Below are 20,985 nucleotides of genomic sequence, written 5' to 3'. Positions count from 1 at the left end.
AGTACGGAGACGCAAAGAAGATGGCGGCAAGACGTGGCAAGAGCCAGGCGCGACGCAACGGCAGCAACAGCCGGCCGGCGTGGGTGTGGCTGGTGGCCGGACTGGCGATCGGCGCGGTGGTGGTGCTGGGCGCGCCCGGCCTGCTGAAGAAGGACGGCGACGGTTTCGTCCGCTTCGGCCCGCGTGCCGATCCGGACGCCGAGCCGGCGCCGCTGGCCGACACCGAGGCGATCGCCGATATCCCGGCAGAGCCTGCGCGCCAGGCTCCTCCGGCCCCGCAGTACGACTTCTACACCGTGCTGCCGGGCAACGAGGTGCGCATGTCCGACGCCGAGCTGGCCGCCAGCGCGCGCGAGGAACAGGCGCGGATCGAGCGCGAGGAAGCGCGCCGCGCCCGCGAGGCGCTGGAAGGCCGCGCGCCGGATCCGGTGGCGGTGCAGGAAGCCGCGCCGGTCGCGGCCGCGGCAGCCCCGGCTCCGGCCCCGGCCCCGGCCAGCAGTACACCGGCCGCGGAACCGGCGCCGGCCGCCAGCGCACCGGCGGCGGCTCCGGCCCAGGCTCCCGCCGTGGCCTCGGCCAGCGATGCGCGCTACATCCTCCAGGCCGGCGCCTTCGGCGCGCAGAACGACGCCGAGGAAGTGAAGGCCCGGATCGCCATGCTCGGCCTCAGCGCGCGGGTGGAATCCGGCGAAGCCGGCGGGCGCACCGTGTATCGCGTGCGCATGGGACCCTACGGCAGCGCCAGCGAGCTGGCCGAGGCCAAGCAGGCCCTCGCCAACGGCGGCCTGCCGGCGGTGGCGATCAAGGCGCAGTGATTCCGCACGGGGCGTAGCACCCCGGGTTTGCCCGGCAAGCCCTGGGGCCCGTGCCCATTGCTCCACGACCCCTGCGCCTGCCGGCGGCCCCTGGCATCAGGGTGCTGTTCCTGCCGTATCCCGGGCGGCGCAGGCGGGGGCCCGGCATCCGGCGGGCCACCGTCACGTGATGGTGCGAAAATCCGCAGGCTTCCCCCAGGAGGAAATCCACGATGTCCAGGACCGTCTTCATCACCGGCGCCACCTCCGGCTTCGGCCTGGCGGCCACGCGCCGGTTCGTCGCCGCCGGCTGCAGGGTGGTCGCCACCGGCCGCCGTGCCGACCGCCTGGATGCCCTGGTGCAGATGCTGGGCGCCGACAAGGTCCACCCGCTGGTGTTCGACATGCGCGACAGCGCCGCGATGGACGAAGCGATCGCCAGCCTGCCGGAGCCATTCGCCGGGATCGACGTGCTGGTCAACAACGCCGGCCTGGCCCTGGGCACCGCCCCGGCCAACCACGCCTCGCTGGACGACTGGAAGGTGATGATCGACACCAACATCACCGGCCTGGTCACCCTGACCCACCGCCTGCTGCCCACCCTGGTCGAGCGCCGCGGCGTGATCATCAACGTCAGCTCGGTCGCCGGTGTGTACCCGTACCCCGGTGGCAACGTCTACGGCGGCACCAAGGCCTTCGTCAGCCAGTTCTCGCTGAACCTGCGCAGCGACCTGCACGGCACCGGCGTGCGCGTGACCACGATCGAGCCGGGCATGGCCGAGACCGAGTTCACCGTGGTCCGCACCCACGGCAACCAGGCCGCCTCGGACGCGCTGTACAAGGACGCCAACCCGATGAGCGCCGAGGACATCGCCGAGCAGATCTACTACGTGGCCAGCCTGCCGCCGCACCTCAACATCAACCGGCTGGAGATCATGCCGGTGACGCAGAGCTTCGCCGGCTTCCAGGTCCACCGCGGCTGATACGGCTGTCGCACCTTCGCCGGTGCGGCCCCAGCTCCCTGCGCCGCGGTTCGCGCGGCGCGGTTTCCGCTTACTCCAGCGGGTCCCCGGCCAGGTAGGTGTAGCCGGTGAGGCCGGCTTCCAGCGCGGCGGCCATGGCCAGCGCTTCCTCCTGCGGCAGGCCGGCGGCGTGCACGCGCTGGGCATAGGCCGCGCGCAGGTCGTCCAGGCGGTAGCCGACGTAATCCAGCATCACGTCGGTGGTGTCGCCGCGACGCTGCTGGGTCAGTTCGTAGCCGCCGTCATCGGTCAGCCGTACTTCCACCGCATCGGTGTCGCCGAACAGGTTGTGGATGTCGCCCAGGATCTCCTGGTAGGCGCCGACCAGGAAGAAGCCGACCCGGTAGTGCTCGCCGCGGCGCACCGGGTGCAGCGGCAGGGAGGTGTCCAGGCCGCCGTTCTCGACGTAGGTCTTCACCGTGCCGTCGGAGTCGCAGGTCATGTCGGCGATCACGCCGCGGCGTGCCGGCGCCTCGTCCAGGCGCGCGATCGGCACGATCGGGAACACCTGGTCGATCGCCCACACGTCCGGGATCGACTCGAACACGCTGAAGTTGACGAAGTACTTGTCGACCAGGCGGTCGTTGAGCTCGTCCAGCACCGGGCGATGGCTGCGCTCGCTGCCGTCCAGGCGCGCGCGCACGCCGTGGACCACGGCGTAGAACAGGTCGTCCACGCGCGCCCGCTGCGGCAGGTCGATCTGGCCCAGCGCGTACGCGGCCAGGCCTTCGGCGTGGAAGTGCTGGGCCTCGTGGAACAGCTCCAGCGGCGGGCGCCGCTCGAGCTCGGCGTGCAGTTCGCGCAGGTGGCGGATCGCCGCCGGCTCGTCGTCGTGCGCGTCCGGCACGCGGCCTTCCGGCGCCTGCTCGACCTCGATGGTGTCGGCCACCAGCACGGCGTGGTGCGCGGTCATCGCGCGGCCGCACTCGGTGACGATGCGCGGCGCCGGCAGGCCCTGTTCGGCGCAGGCCTCGGCCAGCGGCTGCACGATGTTGGCCGCGTACTGGTGCAGGCCGTAGTTGATCGAGCACTCGCTGCGCGAGCGGGTGCCTTCGTAGTCGATGCCGAGGCCGCCGCCGACGTCCATGTAGCGGATCTTCGCGCCGAGGCGCGACAGCTCGCTGAAATAGCGCACCGCCTCGCGCATGCCGTTGGCGATGTCGCGCACGTTGGAGATCTGCGAGCCCATGTGGAAGTGCAGCAGCTGCAGGCAGTCGGTCATGCCGCTGTCGCGCAGGTTCTTCCACAGGTCCAGCAGCTGGCGCGGGGACAGGCCGAACTTGGCCTTGTCGCCGCCGCTGTTCTGCCACTTGCCGGCGCCAAGCGAGGCCAGGCGCATGCGCACGCCCAGGCCCGGCTGCACGCCCAGCGCCCGCGCCTCCTCCATCACCAGGCGCAGCTCGGAGGGCTTCTCGATGACGATGAAGGTCTCCAGGCCGAGCTTGCGGCCGATCAGGGCCAGGCGGATGTACTCGCGGTCCTTGTAGCCGTTGCACACGACCAGGCCGCCCGGGCGCGACAGCGCCAGCACCGCCATCAGCTCCGGCTTGCTGCCGGCCTCCAGGCCGAAGCCCTCGCCATGGTGGCCGGCCAGGGTTCCGGCCACGCCACGGTGCTGGTTGACCTTGATCGGGTACACGGCGGTGTAGCCGCCGGCATAGCCGACGTCGTCCATCGCCAGGGCGAAGGCCGACTGCAGCTGGGCCAGGCGGTCGCCGAGGATGTCCGGGAAGCGCAGCAGCAGCGGCAGCTGCATGCCCTGGGCGCGCGCGGCCTCGACCAGGCCGGGCAGCGGCAGCGCCGGGCCGCCAGCACCGCGCGGCAGGACCTGCATCGCGCCATCGGCCACGTCGAAATAGCCCCCCGACCAGTGCGGGATGGACCAGGTGGCGCGGGCGTGGTCGGCGGACCAGTCGCTCATCGGCGGGGACTCGGCTGCGGAAAAGGACGCGCATTCTAGCGCTGCCGTCCGCCACGCTCCGTTACAATGCGCGCCCTTCGCCGCCGGCCCCGGCGGCGCCCGCCTTCCAGGCCGCGGCCCGCGGCGCCCCCCGCTTTCCACGAGGACTGCCCATGAGCACCCAGGACAACTGGTACATCGAGCGTTTCGAGCCGACCGGATCGGCCATCGGCTACCGGGTCGAGGCCAAGCTGGACGAGGTGCAGTCCCCGTTCCAGAAGATCGAGATCTACCGGACGACGGATTGGGGCAACCTGATGCTGATCGACGGCGCGGTGATGCTCACCAGCCGCGACAACTTCCTGTACCACGAGATGATCAGCCACCCGGTGCTGTTCACCCACGCCGCGCCGAAGCGCGTGGTGATCATCGGCGGCGGCGACTGCGGCACCCTGCGCGAGGTGCTCAAGCACCCGGGCGTGGAAAGCGCCACCCAGTGCGATATCGACGAGCAGGTCACCCGCATGGCCGAGAAGCATTTCCCGGAGCTGTGCGATTCCAACGACGACCCGCGCGCCGAGCTGCTGTTCGACGATGGCGTGGCCTACATGGCCAACTGCCCGGCCGGCAGCGTGGACGTTGTGATCGTGGATTCGACCGACCCGGTCGGCCCGGCCGAAGGCCTGTTCAACAAGGACTTCTACGCCAGCTGCTTCCGCGCCCTGAAGGACGACGGCATCCTGGTCCAGCAGTCCGAATCGCCGCTGGCGCAGCTGGAACTGATCAAGGCCATGCGCGCGGAGATGGGCAAGGCCGGGTTCTCGACCTTCAAGACCCTGCCGTTCCCGCAGCCGTGCTACCCCACCGGCTGGTGGAGCGTGACCCTGGCGCGCAAGGGCCAGGGCTTCGACTTCCGCGAGGGCGATGCCCAGGCCAAGGCCTTCGAGACCCGCTACTACACCGCGCACCTGCACCAGGGCGTGCTGGTCGCCCCGCCGTTCGTCGCCCAGGCCCTGGCCGAGTAACCGGGCATGCCGGCGGGCCGCTGGCCCGCCGCCAGGAACCAGGCGCTTGCCGACCCGGCCCCGCGTGAAGGCGGATTCAGCTGGCGTTGGCGGGCGCCTCTTTTCTTAAGCGCCCGTTCTGTTTACGGAACATAGCCTCTTCTTCACATCCGGAATTACCACACGCGCCAGTTCTAAAATTACGCGCTGGCCCGGATGGCCACCCCCGCGGGTTCCCCCACCCCCCGATCTGCCCCGCGGGCGGAACAAGAAGAAGAACAGCATGCACACCATTGCCCATGCCGCCGGCGTGTCCGGCCGGCCGTTCGAAGCCCCCGTGCTCCTGAAGGAAGGCACCCGGCTGCTCGAGCCGAACGTCTACCGCACCCTGGTCGAGGGCCAGCCGGCGGTGGTCAAGGACTACAGCCGGTACCGCCGCACCCTGCTGGCGCCGCTGGCACGGCTGCTGGTGCGTCGCGAGGCGCGCGCCCTGCGCCGCCTGCGTGGCTGGACGCATGCGCCGATGCTGCTGGGCATCGTCGGCGGGCTGTCGCTGGCGATGGAGTTCGTGCCGGGCGAGCCGCTGGGCTCCAGGCGCAGCGTCGGCGAGGACACTTTCCGCCAGCTGCGTGCCGCGGTCGCGCACCTGCACGCGGCCGGCTTCACCCACAACGACCTGCACCCGGCCAACGTGATGGTCAGCGGCGACCGCGTGGTGCTGCTTGATTTCGCTTCGGCCCTGCGGGTGCCGCGCTGGCTGCGCAACGCGCCGGTGCTGCGCGAACTGCGCCGCAGCGACCTGGCCAACGCGCTGAAGATCGAGCAGCGCATGACCGGCCGCGCGCCGGGCGGGTTCGTGTCGCAGGTGCTGGCCGACCCGCGCTGGGTGACCTCGGTGCGCGACGGCTGGAAGCGCTTCTACCGCGGCTTCAAGGCCAGTTTCGGCCAGTAACCACCAGTAACCGGCGCGGTGCCGGCGCGCCTCAGAGCGCGTCGGCGTCCAGCTCGCCGGTGCGGATGCGCACGACCTGGCCGAGGTCGTACACGAACACCTTGCCGTCGCCGATCTTGCCGGTGGCGGCGGCCTTGACGATCGCTTCCACCACCGCGTCCACGCGGTCGTCGGTGACCGCGACCTCGATCTTCACCTTGGGCAGGAAGTCGACCACGTACTCGGCGCCACGGTAGAGCTCGGTATGGCCCTTCTGCCGGCCGAAGCCCTTGACCTCGGTGACGGTGATGCCCGCGATGCCCTGGCTGGCGAGCGCCTCGCGCACGTCGTCCAGCTTGAACGGCTTGATCACGGCCATGATCATCTTCATGCGGTGCCCTCCGGGGGTGGTCGGCTGCGTATACGGGGCGCACAGGATACCGCGCCGCACGCTTGCCCAAGACCGCCCGGCTCCGGTCCAATGTGCGCCGCTCGGGGTTTTCCTACCCGCGGGCGCAATACCGACCGACTGCGGTGCCCCCGTCGCCGGCGCACACTAGGCATCCAGCCGGAGGAGCACCCCATGATCGACCTCAACCACATCGACGACCTGGCCCGCCGCCTCAGCGACCTGGTCCCGCCGGGCCTGCGCGAGTCGCGCGAGGAGCTGCAGGCCAGCTTCCGCACCGCCCTGCAGGCCGGCCTGTCGCGCCTGGACCTGGTCACCCGCGAGGAGTTCGACGTCCAGCGCGCGGTGCTGCTGCGCACCCGCGAGAAGCTGCACGAGCTGGAGCGCGCGGTGGACCAGCTGGAAGCCCGGCTGGCCGCCGGCGACGGCGGGGCCGCGCCCACCCACTGACCCGCCATGGGCCTGGCCCTGGTGCACAGTCGCGCCCGTGCGGGCGTGGCCGCTCCGGCCGTGCAGGTCGAGGTGCATCTCTCCGGCGGCCTGCCCTGCACCCAGATCGTCGGCCTGCCTGCCGCGGCGGTACGCGAATCCCGTGACCGGGTACGCGCCGCCATCCTCTGCGCGCAGTTCGAGTACCCGCAGCGGCGCATCACCATCAACCTTGCGCCCGCCGACCTGCCCAAGGACGGCGGCCGCTTCGACCTGCCGATCGCACTGGGCATCCTCGCCGCGTCCGGACAGATCGACCGCGACGCGCTGGCCGGCTGCGAGTTCCTTGGCGAGCTCGGCCTGACCGGGGAGCTGCGGCCGGTGGACGGCATCCTGCCGGCGGTCCTGGCCGCCGCGCGCGCCGGCCGCAGGCTGGTGGTCCCGGCTGCCAGTGCGGCCGAGGCTGCACTGGCGCGCGAGGCCGAGGCCTATGCCGCCCGCACCCTGCTGGAGACCTGCGCCGGGCTCGGCGGACAGGCGCGCCTGCCCAGCGTCGGCGAGGCTTCCGGCGAGGCCGCGGCCGAAACCCTCCGCCCCGCGCCAGCGCCGCCCGACCTGGCCGCGGTGCGCGGCCAGCTGCAGGCGCGGCGGGCGCTGGAGATCGCCGCGGCCGGTGGACACCATCTGCTGATGAGCGGTCCCCCGGGTTGCGGCAAGACCCTGCTGGCCTCCTGCCTGCCCGGACTGCTGCCGGAGGCCAGCGAGGCCGAGGCGCTGGAAACCGCGGCAGTGCACTCGATCAGCGGCCAGGGCCTGGACCCGTCACGCTGGCGCCAGCGCCCGTTGCGCGCGCCGCACCATGGCGCCAGCCCGGTCGCCCTCGCCGGCGGCGGCAGTCCGCCGCGGCCGGGCGAGATCTCGCTGGCGCACAACGGGGTACTTTTCCTCGACGAGCTGCCCGAATGGAGCCGCGCGGCCCTGGAAGTGCTGCGCGAGCCACTGGAGTCCGGGCGCATCACGATCTCCCGGGCCGGACGCAGCGCGGAGTTCCCGGCGCGGTTCCAGCTCGTGGCTGCGTTGAACCCGTGCCCCTGCGGCTTCGCGGGCGATCCTTCGGCGCGCTGCCGCTGCACCCCGGACATGGTCGCGCGTTACTGGGGCCGGCTGTCCGGTCCGCTGCTGGATCGCATCGACCTGCATCTTTCGATGGCCCGCCTGCCGCCGGCACAGCTGCGCGCCGATGCGCCGCCTTCCGAATCCAGCGTTGGAGTACGTGCGCGGGTGGAGGCGGCGCGGGCACGGCAGGAGGCACGCGGCAGCGGACTCAACGCGCGGCTCGATGCCACCGGACTTGCCGCCTGCTGCCGGCTGGCGGATGCCGAGCAGGCCCTGCTCGAGCAGGCCGCCGAGCGACTGCAGCTGACCGCGCGCAGCATGCACCGTGTGCTGCGGGTGGCGCGCACCATCGCCGACCTCGACGGCAGCGAGGGGATCGGCCGGCCGCACCTGGCCGAGGCACTGGGCTACCGCGCGCCGCTGCTGCTGCGCGACTGAGCAGGCAGGCACACCTGTCGCGCGATGTCGGCACCTCGCGACATCACGGCGCTGCCAGACCGGCTCGCCGACGCCATCAGCGGCGTTCTTCGCACCGCACCAGCGGAACCCGGCACCGCCACAAACACCACTGCCGACTCCTCCTGTCCAGGCGGCGGAACCCCACACGTGCATCAGTTCGGAGGCGGTGGAACCTGCCATGCAGCGCCCAACGGATCCAGCTCCATGGTTTCCATCACCTGGCCGCGCCAGCCGAAACCGCAGACAGCGAGCACGCCTTCGTTGACCGGGTCCAGCCCCAGCGCCTCGTCCAGGCAGTCCTCGTTGATCGCGCAGGTCACGTAGGCCGCCAGACCGGCTTCGGTGGCTGCCAGGTAAAGCGTCTGCGACAGGTGGCCCGCTTCCAGCACGACGGCGCGGTGGGCCTTGGCGTGCTGGCGGTACTTCCAGAAATTGCGCGCGTAGCGAGGCGCGAGGATCGCCAGTACGTGGGCCTGCGCGAACCATGTCTGACCGGCGACCGCCTGCAGCGCGAACCCGTCCAGCGATCCGGGCGGCGCGGGCAGTGGACGCAGCGCGTGCGCGAGCGGGTCGTAATGGTAGAGGCCGGCGTCCAGGCCTTCGACCTGCTGCACCAGCAGGTAGGCCTCGACCGGATGCAGGCCGCCGCCGGAGGGGCTGTTCTTCTTCAGGAACACCGTGTCGCCGGTAACGCGCACCGTGCCCTGCGCGGCGAAGACGCGATGCAGGAGCCGCGACAGTTCCTCCATCGGCAATGGACGCCCGCGGTCGAAGTTACGGCAGGTGGCGCGCCGACGCAGCAACGCATCGAAGCCTGTCGCTTCCGGGACCGGCAACGGCAGCGGCGCGCCGGCACGGGGCGGCACGATCGCCTCCGGCGGCGGCGGTCCCAGCACCTGGCGCAGTTCCGGTGCCGTCTGCGTGCCGGTGTTGCGCATCGCCTCGGTGGTGTCGACCCCGTTCCAGCGCGTCAGTGCGTGCGCGGTCGCGGCCAGCGGATGCCAGTGCGCCGCGCGCAGTGCCTCGTCGCGGGCCAGCATCGCCGCGTGCGCCGGTTCGTCGCACACCACCAGGCCGGCCTCGACCAACGCGGGCAGCGCCTCGCGCTGGGCCGGCGACAGCATCTCCTCCTCCACCCAACGCTCGGGCGAGAGCCCGCCGAGCACGTCGCGTGCCGCGGCATCCACCGGCACCTGGCCGCGGCTATGCGGCGCCAGCGCGAACCAGCGACGCTGGCGGGCGACGCCGTCGCCGCCGGCCAGCAGGTCCTGCAGGTCGAACGCCACCTCTTCGCGCGGCTCCAGGTAGAGCACCTTGCAACGTCTTACTCGCATCCGCGGCTGTTTCCTTGCACTCGGGCTCCGGTAAGCTGCGGCGCGAAGCCGCTTCCGGACGAAGCGGTAAAAAGGGGGGAAGGAAGAATGTCGGAAGAGACGAACGGCGGGCCGCAGCCGCTGCCCGCTGGAGTGGTGGACCGCCTGCTGGACCTGCTCTCCAGCGACGACGCATTCCGCGACCTGTTTTCCAGCGATCCGGCCTCCGCGCTGGCACAGGTCGGACACCATGCCGACGCGACCGGGCTCGCCCAGCTGGGCCAGCGCCTGGCCGTGCAACAGCTGGCGCCGAAGGAAACCATCGCCGCGGCCCGCGACGAGATCCGCGCCTCGCTGACCTCGGGCCTGTCGATGCAGCCGATCCAGCTGGATACCGGGGGCACGACCAACTAGGAACCCGTGGCGCCTCCGAGCACCCGTGCCGGAGGCAACGCCAGCCGGGAAACCACCTTGGTGGCCGCGCCCGGGTCCCGCAGCGCATCGGCGTGTGCCGCCGCCAGGCGCGCATCGACCACGTTGAGCCCCTGCTGGCACCAGGCGCATCCATATTCGGCATAGGCCAGGCCACGACGCCCTGCCAGCCAGGTGGTTCCGGCGCTGGCGGCCTTGTCGTCGCCGATGGCCAGGCTCGCCTCGATCCGCGCGACCCGCGCCTGGATCGATTCGGTTCCATCCCGGATGGTGTCCAGCAGCGCCAGCGCCTGGTGGGCGTCGCCCGAGGCCAGCGCCTGGCGGGCACGTACCACCGCCATCAGGGAACTTACCGGCTGCATGCCGGCCAGCCTTGGCTCCTTCTCCAGCGCCTGCAGCACGCGTCGCGCCGGCTGCTGGTCGCCGAGGCGCTGGCCGAGGATGGCCGCATACAGCACCAGTACCGCGTCGTCGCGCTGGTCCATGGCGTTGTCCGGTTCGGCCACCGCGGCCAGTCCACTCGCGACCATGCCCTCGACCTGGGCCAGGGCCGCGCCGTGGTCGCCCATGGCCCAGGCGGCCACGGCCACCGGCATCATCGCCTGGCGCGCGCGCGGACCGGCCTGACCAACCCGCAGCTGGACCCGCGCCGCCTCCGCGCGCGCGGCCTCCCACTTGCGCTGGTCGAGGTAGATCGAGACCCGGTCGAACAGGGTCTGGCGCAGCTGTCCGTCCGCGGGCCAGACGGACTCGGCAGCGGCGAAGTCGTCGCCGACCGCATGCCACACCGCCAGCCAGGCCTGTGCCGTCGGCAGGCCGTGGCGGCCGGCCGCCTCCAGGGCTTCCCGCGCCGGCGCGCGCTCGCCCCGCGCCAGGTGCAGGCGCCCGAGCAGCTCCAGCGACAGCGGCCCGAACTCGCTCTGCGGCACCGCGGCCCGGGTCGCGAACGGGATCGCGTCCTCGTGCTGGTTCTGCACCTCCAGCGCATAGGCCACGTTGGCCTGGGCCGGGAAGAAGTCCGGGTAGGTCCGCGCCATGAGCATCCACGCATCCACCGCGCGCCCGGGATCGTCGACCTGCACGGCCCACGCATCCAGGTACATCTGGTCGCGCGCGCCCAGGCTCCCGCGCAGGGCCTGGGCGCGGCGCAGGTGCGGCATGCCCTCGGGCAGGCGGTCCAGGGTGTTGTAGGCACGGGCCAGGCCGATGTGGGCGAGGGCGAAGTCCGGGTCCAGGCTGACCGCGCGCTCGTAGGACGCGACCGCCTGCAGGAAGCTTCCCTGGGCATAGGCCTCCTGGCCCAGGGCATACGCGCGCAGCGCATCGAGACTGGCCGTCGCAACCTGCGGCAGCGGCCGGGAGTCGCGTCGCAGCGCGGGCCTGGCTTCGCCCAGGCGCTCGCGCAGGTCGGTGGCGGCGGCATCGATCGAGGCCAGCACCGACTCCATGCCCGCGCCCTCGGCGCGGGCCACGTAGATCACGTCGCGGCTTTGAGGGTCGATCAGCTCCAGCACGACATGCACGCGGCCATCGACCTCCGACACGCTCGGCAGGACCACGCCCCAGGCGCCGTCGCGGACCGCGATCTCCGCGGCCAGGGCGCGGTCCACCGCGGCGTCGGCCGGGCGCCGCATCCGCGCCAGGGTGTCGCGGACCTTGGTGTCCGAGACCACGTTGACGTGGCGGGACTGGCCCAGGCTCAGGCGCAGGGCCTGGCCTACCGCGTCGTCGAGGACCGCCTGCCCGGTGTTGTTGTCCAGGTCGGCCAGCACCACCCAGCCGCGTTCGGCGAAGGCGATGGCCGGCTCGGTGCGGGTGGTCAGGTACAGCACCAGGCCCAGGGCCAGCACCGCCGTGCACTGGGCCAGCACCGCGGCGGGACGCCGCCACAGGGGCAGGTCGCGACGGGCCTTGCCGTCGGCCGGCCGCGGCGGCGCCATGTCGGCAATGCCCTCCTCGCCGGCTTCGTGGATCTCCAGCGGCTCCGGCAGGCCCTTGAAGTGCCAGCGGCCGTGGCTCTTCCAGACCAGGGCGCGGCCGAGCCCCGGGCCCAGCTCGGAGGCGGCGCGCCGGGCCAGGGTCTCGGCCACGTGCGACAGCAGGATCTGGCCGGGATTGGCCAGCGCCATCAGGCGCGCCGCCAGCGGCTTGGCCAGGCCCGAGATCTCCAGCGGCTTGGCGCCGTGGCGGACCGCTTCCTCGTCGTTGGCCCAGCTCACCACCTCGCCCACGTGCAGGCCGGCGCGGGCCCGCAGCTGCACGCCATGGGCGCGGCCCAGCGGGCCGAGGCTGCGCTGGTAGTCGAGGGCGAAGCCGAGTCCGTCCACCGGGCGTTCGAACACCAGCAGCAGGCCGTCGGAACGGTCGATCAGGCGGCCGCGCCACTGCTGCTGCAGGCGCAGGACCAGCTGGTCGTGCTCGCGGAACAACGAGGCGGCGGTAATGTCACCCAGGCGCTCCACGACGGCGGTGGAGTCGCACAGGTCGGTCATCAGGATGGTCCGCAGTTGCGGTGCGTCGCTTCCGGGATACGTCGGACCTTCCATTCGATGACTCCTCAAAGGCGCACGGGCAACTCGCCGTCGGCCCAACGCACGCGGTTGCCGCCGTCGCGCTTGGCCTGGTACAGGGCGGCATCGGCGTGGGCGTACCAGTGGTTCCAGTCGCTGTGCACGTCCACCAGGCAGGCGCCGATGCTGACCGGGCAGATGGTGGGCACGGCCTGCTGCAGGCGCAGCAGGTTGCGGGTGGTCTCCAGCACGAACTCGGCGTAGCGCAGGACGTCGTCACGGCCCTCGGCCATGACCAGCAGGCAGAACTCGTCGCCGCCCAGGCGGCAGGCCACGTCCTCCGGGCTGGACACCGAACGCAGGATGCCGGCGATGTTCTGCAGCACGCGGTCGCCGGCCAGGTGGCCGTGGGCGTCGTTGACCCGCTTGAAGCTGTCGCAGTCCACCAGCAGCAGGCCGACGCCGCCCTTGAAGCCGCGCTGGCGGCAGTCCTGCAGGTGCTGGATCAGGCCGCGGCGGTTGTAGAGGCCGGTGAGCTCGTCGACCCGGGCCAGCTCCTCGGTCTGGTTGAGCTGGTGGGTGGTGGCGTAGAGGTTGTCCAGGGCCGTTTCCAGGTCCTGGTTGCGGCGCCGGAGCTGGCGGATCAGGCCCTGCTCGTTCAGCACCACCCGGGCGATGGCGCGGCGCAGGAACTGCGCGACCAGGGCCGGGTCGGCGTCGACCAGGGCCTGGAACTCCTCCAGCCCCAGCTCGATCAGGCGGGTGTCGGTGGTGGCGGCGGCATCGGCGCTGCGGGTGTGTTCGCCGATCAGCAGGCCAAGTTCGCCGAAGAACTCGCGCGGCCCCAGGCGCTTGAGCGCCAGGTCCGAACCGAAGTCCAGCTCGATCTCGCCCTCGACCACCAGGTACATGACCCGGCCGGTGTCGCCACGGCGGAACAGGGACTGGCCGGCGGCGATCTCGCGGGTCCGGCCCAGGGAGGCGAACAGCGCGTACTCGCGCGACGCGAGCAGCGCCGCGGCGTCCGGTTGCAGGCTGGTCCTCTCTTGGAGGGCGTTGGCGCCCCCGCCGTCGTGCGACATCCGTCGTCCCCCATCCGACCGCTCCCCGCGGGGATCGCCGAAGATAGCACGGGGACTGCCGATCCGGTCACGTTTCCTCGGCCGTACCGGCGCCGGTGACCCGGCGCCGTGGGCCCCTGGTCAGGCGGCGCTGCGGTCGTGGAACTGCTCTTCCTCGGTCGAACCCTTCAGCGCCGTGGTCGAGGACTGGCCCTGCTGGATCGCCTGGGTCACCGCGTCGAAATAGCCGGTACCGACCTCGCGCTGGTGCTTGACCGCGGTGAAGCCCTTGCCGGCGGCGGCGAACTCCGCTTCCTGCAGCTCGACGAAGGCGCTCATCTGGTTGCGGGCATAGCCGTGGGCCAGGTTGAACATCGAGTAGTTCAGGGCGTGGAAGCCGGCCAGGGTGATGAACTGGAACTTGTAGCCGTAGCTGGCGATCTCCTTCTGGAACTTCGCGATCGTGGCGTCGTCCAGGTTCTTCTTCCAGTTGAAGCTCGGCGAGCAGTTGTAGGCCAGCATCTTGCCCGGGTACCTGGCGTGGATGGCCTCGGCGAACCTGCGCGCGAACTCCAGGTCCGGCTTGCCGGTCTCGCACCAGACCAGGTCGGCGTAAGGCGCGTAGGCCAGGCCGCGGCTGATCGACTGCTCCAGGCCGTTCCTGACCCGGTAGAAGCCCTCGACGGTGCGCTCGCCGGTGCAGAACGGCTTGTCGTTGTCGTCGATGTCCGAGGTCAGCAGGTCGGCGGCCTCGGCATCGGTGCGCGCGATCAGGATGGTTGGTACGCCCATGACGTCGGCGGCCAGGCGCGCGGCGTTGAGCTTCTCCACCGCCTCGCGGGTCGGCACCAGGACCTTGCCGCCCATGTGGCCGCACTTCTTCACCGAGGCCAGCTGGTCCTCGAAGTGCACGCCCGCGGCGCCGGCCTCGATCATCGCCTTCATCAGCTCGAACGCGTTGAGCACGCCGCCGAAGCCGGCCTCGGCATCGGCCACGATCGGCTGCAGGAAGTCGATGCTGTCGTTGCCCTCGGCGTGGTGCAGCTGGTCGGCGCGCAACAGGGTGTTGTTGATGCGCTTGACCACGGCCGGCACCGAATCGGCCGGGTACAGCGACTGGTCGGGATACATCTGCCCGGCCAGGTTGGCGTCGGCCGCCACCTGCCAGCCGCTCAGGTAGATCGCCTTGAGCCCCGCCTTGACCTGCTGCATGGCCTGGTTGCCGGTCAGCGCGCCCAGCGCGTTGACGAAGTCCAGGTCCTGCAGGTAGTTCCACAGCTTGCCGGAGGTGATGCGGGCAATGGAGTGGTCGACCGGGATGGTGCCGCGCAGGCGGACCACGTCCTCGGCGGTGTAGTTGCGGGTGATGCCGGCCCAGCGCGGGTCGGTGTTCCATTCGTGCTGGATCTGCTCGGCGGTCTTCAGCGTGCTCATGGTGGTTCTCCGTGGGCTGTGTCGGGCGGTTGCGATGGTTCTTCCGCGGATCCGGGGCGAACGCGCCGGATCCGGTGCCCTTTCGGGCGTCGGGGAAGGAGGCCGGGTCCCGGTGGGTACCGGGCTTGTGCGGGTGGGTTCCGGCTGGCGCCGGAACGGCGGTCAGTCGAGGCGGGCGTAGGCGGGCAGGGTCAGGAACTCGACCAGCTGGCAGGCGCGGGTCAGCTCGTCCAGCAGCGCGGTCGCCTCGGCGATGCGGTTGCCGCCAGGCAGGCCGGCGGTGTCGCCCAGGCGCCCGGGCAGCGCGGCCAGGGTGCGTTCGAACAGGGCGAAGTCGACCACCGTGCCGTCGGCCAGGTGCACCGGGCTGCCGTCGGCGTGGCGGCCGCGCGGATCGGAGTGGTGCAGCCATTGCCACAGCTGGGCGCGGGCGATCTCGGCGGTGGCCGCGTCCTCCATCATCCCGTGGATCGGGACGCAGCCGTTGCCGTCCAGCCATGCGGCCAGGTAGCGCACGCAGACCTCGACGTTGTTCTCGAAGCCCTCGCGGGTGATCGTGCCCTCGCACGGACGGATCAGGTCGTCGCGGCTGACCTGCACGTCCTCGCGCAGCACGTGGTGCTGGTTCGGGGTCGGCATGTGCGCGTCGAACATCTCGCGCGCCACCGGGATCAGCGCCGGATGCGCGACCCAGGTGCCGTCGTGGCCGGCGGTGACCTCGCGCAGCTTGTCGGCGCGCACGCGGGCCAGCGCCTGCTCGTTGGCCACCGGGTCGGAGGCATTGGGGATCTGCGCCGCCATGCCGCCCATGGCGTGGGCGCCGCGGCGGTGGCAGGTGCGGATCAGCAGTTCCGAATACGCCTTCAGGAACGGCTGGGTCATGGTCACCTGGCCACGCTCCGGCAACACCTTGTCGGCATGGGCGCGGAAGGTCTTCAGGTACGAGAAGATGTAGTCCCAGCGCCCGCAGTTCAGGCCGACGATCCGGTCGCGCAGCGCGTGCAGGATCTCGTCCATCTCGAACACCGCCGGCAGGGTCTCGACCAGGACGGTGGCCTTCATCTGCCCGTGCGGCAGGCCCAGGAAGGCCTCGACGTGGGACAGCGCGGTCTCCCACAGCGCCGCTTCCTCCATCGACTGCAGCTTGGGCAGGTAGAAGTACGGCCCGCGGTCGTTGGCCATCAGGGTGCGGGCGTTGTGGTACGCGAACACCGCCATGTCGAACAGGCCGCCGGCGATCGGCTCGCCGTCCACGCGCACGTGCTTCTCGTCCAGGTGCCAGCCGCGCGGACGCACGATCAGCACGGCTCGCTCCTCGTACGGACGCAGGCGGTACTGCTTGCCGTTCCCGGCCTCGAAGGCCAGCGAGCCTTCCACCGCGCCGGCCAGGGCGCCCTGGCCGGCCAGCAGGTTGCGCCAGGTCGGTGCGGTCGAATCCTCGAAGTCGGCCATGTAGCAGTGCGCGCCGGAGTTCAGCGCGTTGATCACCATCTTCGGGTCGACCGGGCCAGTGATCTCCACCCGGCGGTCCTGCAGCGCCTGCGGGATCGGCGCGACCTTCCAGTCGCCCTCGCGGATGGCGCGGGTGTCGTCGCGGAAGTCAGGCAGGCCGCCGGCGTCGTAGAACGCCTGGCGCTCGCGGCGAGCGGCGAGCAGGGCGCGGCGCTCCGGCTCGATCGCCCGGTGCAGCGTCACCAGCAGGCCCAGCAGCGGCGCCGGAAGCAGCTGTTCCTGGCCTGCGACCCGCTCGGTCAGCGAAAGCCCGGCGGCGCCCTTGGGGACGACGGCCGGGATCGGGCGCGGGCCCGGGGCGGGAGAGGCGGGAATGGCACTTTCGGCGGCGGCGGACATGACGTGCTCCTGCATCGGTCGGGAGTCCACGCTGCTGTCCCGCAACATATTTGACAAAGCAGTTTTGTCAATGTATCCCATAAATCTGCCTTATATTGCTGGTGACGGTCGCGTGAGCCCGCCTGCAAGTCCTCGTTTTTCCTACAAATCCGACCGCCTCAAACCGCTGCGGGCGTTCTGCCAGACGGTCCGTCTGGGCTCGGTCTCGAGGGCCGCGGAAGCGCTTTTCGTGTCCCAGCCGGCCATCACCCTGCAACTCCAGGCGCTGGAACGCGACCTCGGCACCCCCCTGCTGGAACGCAGCGGACGCCGCCTGCTGCCCACCCGCGAGGGCGAACTGCTCTACGAGATGGCCCTGCCCCTGGTCGAGCAGCTGGACGGCCTGGAGAACGCCTTCCGCGAGCGCGTGCGCGGGCTGGACGCCGGCGAGCTGCGGATCGCCGCCAACAGCTCGACCATCCTCTACCTGCTGCCGAAGATCGTCGCCGCCTTCCGCCAACAGCACCCGGAAGTGCACCTGGTGCTCAGCAACGTGGTCACCGGCGAGGGCGCCGATCTGCTGCGCGAGGACAAGGTGGACCTGGTGGTCGGGACCATGCTCGACGTGCCGGCCGACCTCAGTTACGAGGCCGCCCACCGCTTCGAGCAGCGGCTGGTGGCGCCGCCCGGGCATCCGCTGCTGCGCAAGTCGCGGCTGGAGCTGTCGGACCTGTCCGGATACCCGCTGATCCTGCCGCCGCAGCGCCAGATCACCTGGCGCCTGGTCGACCTGGTGCTGCAGCAGAACCGGATCCCGTACACGGTCGGGCTGGAGGTCAGCGGCTGGGACGTGATCAAGCAGTACGTGGCCATGGGCCTGGGAGTCTCGATCGTGCCCTCGATCTGCCTGGGCGAGGGCGACGACGCCCGCCTGGGTTCGCGTTCGCTGGCGGCGTTCTTCCCGTCGCGCAGCTACGGCGTGGTCGTGCGCAAGGGCCGGGTGCTGTCGCCACAGGCGCGCGCCTTCATCGCCCTGATCCGCCCGGACCTGCTGGCCCCGCGCGAGTACGACCAGAGCGGCCATTCCGAACGCTGAAGGGCACCATGCGCGCGCGGCCGGCGCTAAGGTTGGGCTTTCCGCCCGGGGTTCGCGTGCATGCGCAGTCTGCTTGATCTCAGCTCATGGTCCGCCCTGCTCACGACCCTGGGCAGCCTGGTGGCGGTGTCGCTGGTCGCGGTCGGCATCCGCCTGGTGTTCATGCAGACCCTGCAGCGGCGTCGCGAGCGCGAGAACCGCCAGATCAACGAGCGCCTGAAGACCCTGATCGCCGCCTACAAGACGCTGGGCGGCTCGTTCACCGGCGAACTGGTAGTGAGCCCCGCCCACCTGCGCGACCTGCGTTCGATGCAGCCGGGCGATGCCGGCGAAGCCGACGACCCCACCTCCGCCGCCGCCGAGCGTCGCCGCCGCATCCGCGATGCGGTCGAGGCCGCCCTGTCGGACGTGATCCTGCTGGGCACGGAGGAGCAGGTAGGACTGGCGGCCGCCGCGGCGCGCGACATGGTGGCCGGTCGACCGGTGGAAACCGCGGCGCTGGTGGCCTCGCTGCGGGTCTTCATCCGCCAGGCGCTGGACCTGGAGCCGATCCCGGCCTCACTGGTGATCCCGGCGCAGGGACCGCTGCGCGTGGCCGCCGGCGGCGGGGGCAAGCGCGAACCCGCCGGCGGACGTCCCGGTGGCGGCGGCGGAGCCGGCGGTGCCATGGCCGGCGGAGCCGGCATGGGTATGGGCATGGGCGCCAGCCGCGGCGCCCGGGATGATCCGGCCGCGGGCGGCGAAGGCGGGGTGGCCTGAGCCCGGCCGCGGGCAGCCCGCTGCGGCGGGCTTCTCGGCCTCCTGCTACGCAGGCGCAGTCGCTGGGCTCAGCGTTCCTTCGCGGCCGCGACCTGCTGGTCGCGATGGGCGAGGTCCTTGCCCACGTGGTAGCCGGACACCAGCAGGAAGAAGCCCATGCCGAAGGCCACGGTGGCATAGCCCAGCAGGCGGTGGCGGCGGGCGATGGCCAGGCCGGCGGCGGCGAAGGCCCCGGCATGGAACAGCGGTGTCCAGGCGACGCCGGCGATGAAGCAGGCGGCGGCGATCAGCCACTCGCTGGCGAACCCCTGGCTGTTGCGGCTCGACTGCATGGTCAGCTTCCTTGTCCGTTGCATGGGCGCTGCGCCCCGGTCTGGCGGCCGTCTCCCCCGGACGCAGGGCCGGTCCGGCCACGACCGCGGCCGCCCGCGCCTCAGCCTTCGCGTCCGGCGCGCAGGGCCGCGAAGGCCTCCAGCGCCGCCGCCCGGCCCTGGGCCAGGTCGACCTGGGGCTGGCGCGGGTAGCGCGGCGCCAGCCGCCGCAGCAGGTCCGGATGCTCCCAGGGGGCGAACCGGGCCGGCAGCGGCAGGGCCGCCAGCTCCGGCAGCCAGCGGGCGATGTATTCGCCCTGCGGATCGAACTTCATCGCCTGGCTGACCGGGTTGAACACCCGGAAGTACGGCGCCGCGTCGGCGCCGGTGCCGGCAGCCCACTGCCAGCCCTGGGTGTTGTTGGCCAGGTCGGCGTCCACGAGCGTGTCCCAGAACCAGCGCGCGCCATGGCGCCAGTGCAGGCGCAGGTGCTTGGTCACCCAGCTGGCGACGATCATCCGCACCCGATTGTGCATCCACCCGGTCTGCCACAGCTGGCGCATGCCGGCGTCGATGATCGGCACGCCGGTGCGGCCGCGCTCCCAGGCGTCCAGGGTGGTGCGTAGCGGCCGCGCCCAGCGGAAGTCGGCCATGCGCGGATCCAGGTCCTGGTCGACCACGTGCGGGTAGTGGTGCATCACGTGGTGGGCGAACTCGCGCCAGCCCAGCTCGGCCAGGAAGCGCTCGCGGTCGGGCGCGGGCACCTCGGCCGCCAGCACCGCCGCCGCCACCCGCTGCACCGAGACCTCGCCGAAGTGCAGGTGCGCCGACAGCCGCGAGGTGCCGTCCACTGCCATGCGGTCGCGGGCCTGGGCGTAGCCCTCCAGGCCGTGGGCGAGGAAGGCCTGCAGCCGCGCGCGGGCACCGGCCTCGCCGGGGGTGGCCTCGTCCCAGAAGCCGGCATCCCAGTCCGGGCGGGTCTCGGGGACGATCGCGTCCAGGTGCCGGCCGTCGGGGGCACCGGCCTGGTCCGGCGAGGGCAGCCGCGCCGACGCCTCCCACAGCGGCCGCAGCCGCCACTGCGCCAGCGCGTTCTTCCAGAACGGGGTGAACACCCGGTACGGGTCGCCCTGCTTCGTCTCGATCTCCCACGGCTCGAACAGCAGCGAGCCGTTGAAGCTCTCCGCGTGCAGCCCGGCCTGGCGCAGCTGCCGCTTGATCCGGGTATCGCGGGCCTCGATGTGCGGCTCGTAGCGCCGGTTCCACAGCACCGCCTCGGCACCGGTCAGCGCGGCCAACGCCTGCAGCGTGCCGAGGCTGGGGCCGTGCAGCATCAGCAGGCGCGAGCCGCGCTGCGCCAGCGCCTCGGCCAGGGCTGCCAGCGAGCGCCGGCGCCAGGCGTCCGAGGCCGCGCCGGGTGCCCAGGCGCCCTCCTCGTCCGGCGCGTGGATGTACACCGGTACTGGCACCAGGCCGCGGTCCAGCGCGGCGCGCAGGGCGGGGTGGTCGTCCAGCCTGAGATCGTCACGGAACCAGACCAGCGCCACGCCCATGTGCAGTCCTCAGGTGGTGCCGCGGTTGCGGCCCATCCACGGCCGGTACCAGGCGCGCACGGCGGCCATGTCGGCCTCCATGTCGCCGGTGGTGTGGAACAGCGGGCCGAAGCCGATGATCCGCTCCGGGTAGTGGAAGTAGGCCATCAGCACCGGCACCTGGGCGCCGTGGGCGATCTTCCAGAAGCCGCGCTTCCATTCCTTGACCGCCTTGCGCGTGCCTTCCGGCGCGACCACGAACCACATGCGCTCGCTGCCGCGCACCAGGTCGATGGCCTGCTCGACGATGCCGTGCGGGTTGCTGCGGTCCACCGGGATCACGCCCAGGCGGCGCAGCACGATCGACAGCGGCCACCAGAACAGCTGGGCCTTGCCCAGCACGCGGATGTCCACGCCCAGCGCCAGCTTGGCGGCCATGCCCCAGATCCCGTCCCAGTTGGACGAGTGCGGCGCGGCGATCACCACCAGCCGGCCAACCGGGGGGATCTCGCCCACCACGCGCCAGCCGCCCAGGCGCAGCACGCTGCGGCCGAGCCAGCGGGTGAAGCGGTTGAAGCCGGCGGCGGGAACCTGCGGGACCTGCGCCGGCATCACCGGCAGCAGGGGAGTTGCTTCGGACATG

General features: G+C 71.8%; 19 protein-coding genes. 9 read left to right on the top strand and 10 right to left on the bottom strand.

Annotated elements, in window-relative coordinates:
• Positions 1 to 20 precede the first annotated feature (20 nt).
• On the top strand, positions 21 to 815 hold the full coding sequence (locus PSESU_RS00755; RefSeq protein WP_013533843.1) for an SPOR domain-containing protein: 795 nt from the start codon (positions 21 to 23) through the stop codon (positions 813 to 815).
• Positions 816 to 1,027: 212 nt separating this feature from the next.
• Positions 1,028 to 1,777, top strand: a complete 750-nt coding sequence (locus tag PSESU_RS00750; protein WP_013533842.1) for an SDR family NAD(P)-dependent oxidoreductase — start codon at positions 1,028 to 1,030, stop codon at positions 1,775 to 1,777.
• A 70-nt stretch (positions 1,778 to 1,847) separates the two neighbouring features.
• Here PSESU_RS00750 and speA read toward each other — a convergent pair whose 3' ends face one another.
• The gene (speA, locus tag PSESU_RS00745) at positions 1,848 to 3,737 is read right to left on the bottom strand and encodes an arginine decarboxylase (protein ID WP_013533841.1); all 1,890 of its coding nucleotides are present in this window, start codon (positions 3,735 to 3,737) and stop codon (positions 1,848 to 1,850) included.
• 152 nt (positions 3,738 to 3,889) lie between these two features.
• Between speA and speE the strand changes: the two genes are divergently transcribed.
• Both speE and PSESU_RS00735 read left to right on the top strand, forming a co-directional pair.
• Entirely contained in the window at positions 3,890 to 4,741 is an 852-nt protein-coding gene (gene speE / locus PSESU_RS00740; RefSeq protein ID WP_013533840.1) for a polyamine aminopropyltransferase, read from the top strand.
• Between the two features lie 262 nt (positions 4,742 to 5,003).
• Complete coding sequence (locus tag PSESU_RS00735) at positions 5,004 to 5,672, top strand: phosphotransferase (RefSeq protein ID WP_013533839.1); 669 nt, start codon at positions 5,004 to 5,006, stop codon at positions 5,670 to 5,672.
• A gap of 31 nt (positions 5,673 to 5,703) precedes the next feature.
• Here PSESU_RS00735 and PSESU_RS00730 read toward each other — a convergent pair whose 3' ends face one another.
• Positions 5,704 to 6,042 (bottom strand): P-II family nitrogen regulator, encoded by a 339-nt coding sequence (locus tag PSESU_RS00730; protein WP_013533838.1) that lies wholly within the window; start codon positions 6,040 to 6,042, stop codon positions 5,704 to 5,706.
• A gap of 192 nt (positions 6,043 to 6,234) precedes the next feature.
• Here PSESU_RS00730 and ubiK point away from each other — a divergent pair, with 192 nt between their 5' ends.
• Both ubiK and PSESU_RS00720 read left to right on the top strand, forming a co-directional pair.
• Positions 6,235 to 6,510: a ubiquinone biosynthesis accessory factor UbiK gene (gene ubiK, locus PSESU_RS00725; RefSeq protein ID WP_013533837.1), complete on the top strand. Its 276-nt coding sequence runs from the start codon at positions 6,235 to 6,237 to the stop codon at positions 6,508 to 6,510.
• A 6-nt stretch (positions 6,511 to 6,516) separates the two neighbouring features.
• A complete protein-coding gene (locus PSESU_RS00720) occupies positions 6,517 to 8,043 on the top strand; it encodes a YifB family Mg chelatase-like AAA ATPase (protein WP_013533836.1) in 1,527 nt (508 codons plus the stop codon).
• A gap of 173 nt (positions 8,044 to 8,216) precedes the next feature.
• Here PSESU_RS00720 and PSESU_RS00715 read toward each other — a convergent pair whose 3' ends face one another.
• Positions 8,217 to 9,398, bottom strand: a complete 1,182-nt coding sequence (locus PSESU_RS00715) for a putative peptide maturation dehydrogenase (RefSeq protein ID WP_013533835.1) — start codon at positions 9,396 to 9,398, stop codon at positions 8,217 to 8,219.
• A gap of 87 nt (positions 9,399 to 9,485) precedes the next feature.
• Here PSESU_RS00715 and PSESU_RS00710 point away from each other — a divergent pair, with 87 nt between their 5' ends.
• Positions 9,486 to 9,791 (top strand): NHLP-related RiPP peptide, encoded by a 306-nt coding sequence (locus PSESU_RS00710; RefSeq protein ID WP_013533834.1) that lies wholly within the window; start codon positions 9,486 to 9,488, stop codon positions 9,789 to 9,791.
• Here the strand turns inward: PSESU_RS00710 and PSESU_RS00705 are convergent.
• The 4 genes from PSESU_RS00705 to aceB form a co-directional block, all read right to left on the bottom strand.
• Positions 9,788 to 12,355 (bottom strand): putative peptide modification system cyclase, encoded by a 2,568-nt coding sequence (locus PSESU_RS00705; protein WP_013533833.1) that lies wholly within the window; start codon positions 12,353 to 12,355, stop codon positions 9,788 to 9,790. The genes PSESU_RS00710 and PSESU_RS00705 overlap by 4 nt on opposite strands.
• Positions 12,356 to 12,366: 11 nt before the next feature.
• On the bottom strand, positions 12,367 to 13,401 hold the full coding sequence (locus tag PSESU_RS00700) for a GGDEF domain-containing protein (RefSeq protein WP_013533832.1): 1,035 nt from the start codon (positions 13,399 to 13,401) through the stop codon (positions 12,367 to 12,369).
• Positions 13,402 to 13,521: 120 nt separating this feature from the next.
• On the bottom strand, positions 13,522 to 14,814 hold the full coding sequence (gene aceA, locus PSESU_RS00695) for an isocitrate lyase (RefSeq protein ID WP_013533831.1): 1,293 nt from the start codon (positions 14,812 to 14,814) through the stop codon (positions 13,522 to 13,524).
• Between the two features lie 162 nt (positions 14,815 to 14,976).
• Positions 14,977 to 16,665, bottom strand: coding sequence for a malate synthase A (aceB, locus tag PSESU_RS00690; RefSeq protein WP_013533830.1), 1,689 nt, complete (start codon positions 16,663 to 16,665; stop codon positions 14,977 to 14,979).
• A 70-nt stretch (positions 16,666 to 16,735) separates the two neighbouring features.
• Between aceB and PSESU_RS00685 the strand changes: the two genes are divergently transcribed.
• Positions 16,736 to 17,740, top strand: a complete 1,005-nt coding sequence (locus PSESU_RS00685; RefSeq protein WP_013533829.1) for a LysR family transcriptional regulator — start codon at positions 16,736 to 16,738, stop codon at positions 17,738 to 17,740.
• Between the two features lie 60 nt (positions 17,741 to 17,800).
• Positions 17,801 to 18,499, top strand: coding sequence for a hypothetical protein (locus PSESU_RS00680; protein ID WP_013533828.1), 699 nt, complete (start codon positions 17,801 to 17,803; stop codon positions 18,497 to 18,499).
• A 68-nt stretch (positions 18,500 to 18,567) separates the two neighbouring features.
• Here PSESU_RS00680 and PSESU_RS00675 read toward each other — a convergent pair whose 3' ends face one another.
• The 3 genes from PSESU_RS00675 to PSESU_RS00665 form a co-directional block, all read right to left on the bottom strand.
• On the bottom strand, positions 18,568 to 18,831 hold the full coding sequence (locus PSESU_RS00675) for a hypothetical protein (protein WP_013533827.1): 264 nt from the start codon (positions 18,829 to 18,831) through the stop codon (positions 18,568 to 18,570).
• Between the two features lie 101 nt (positions 18,832 to 18,932).
• The gene (locus tag PSESU_RS00670; protein WP_013533826.1) at positions 18,933 to 20,363 is read right to left on the bottom strand and encodes a cryptochrome/photolyase family protein; all 1,431 of its coding nucleotides are present in this window, start codon (positions 20,361 to 20,363) and stop codon (positions 18,933 to 18,935) included.
• Positions 20,364 to 20,372: 9 nt separating this feature from the next.
• Positions 20,373 to 20,984 carry a lysophospholipid acyltransferase family protein gene (locus PSESU_RS00665; RefSeq protein ID WP_041763704.1) on the bottom strand — a complete coding sequence of 204 codons (612 nt, stop codon included), beginning with the start codon at positions 20,982 to 20,984 and terminating at the stop codon, positions 20,373 to 20,375.
• Between the last annotated feature and the right edge of the window lies 1 nt (position 20,985).

Origin of the sequence: Pseudoxanthomonas suwonensis 11-1 (assembly GCF_000185965.1) — a bacterium.
GTDB lineage: Bacteria > Pseudomonadota > Gammaproteobacteria > Xanthomonadales > Xanthomonadaceae > Pseudoxanthomonas > Pseudoxanthomonas suwonensis_A.
This window is presented reverse-complemented; position numbering and strand designations above follow the sequence as displayed.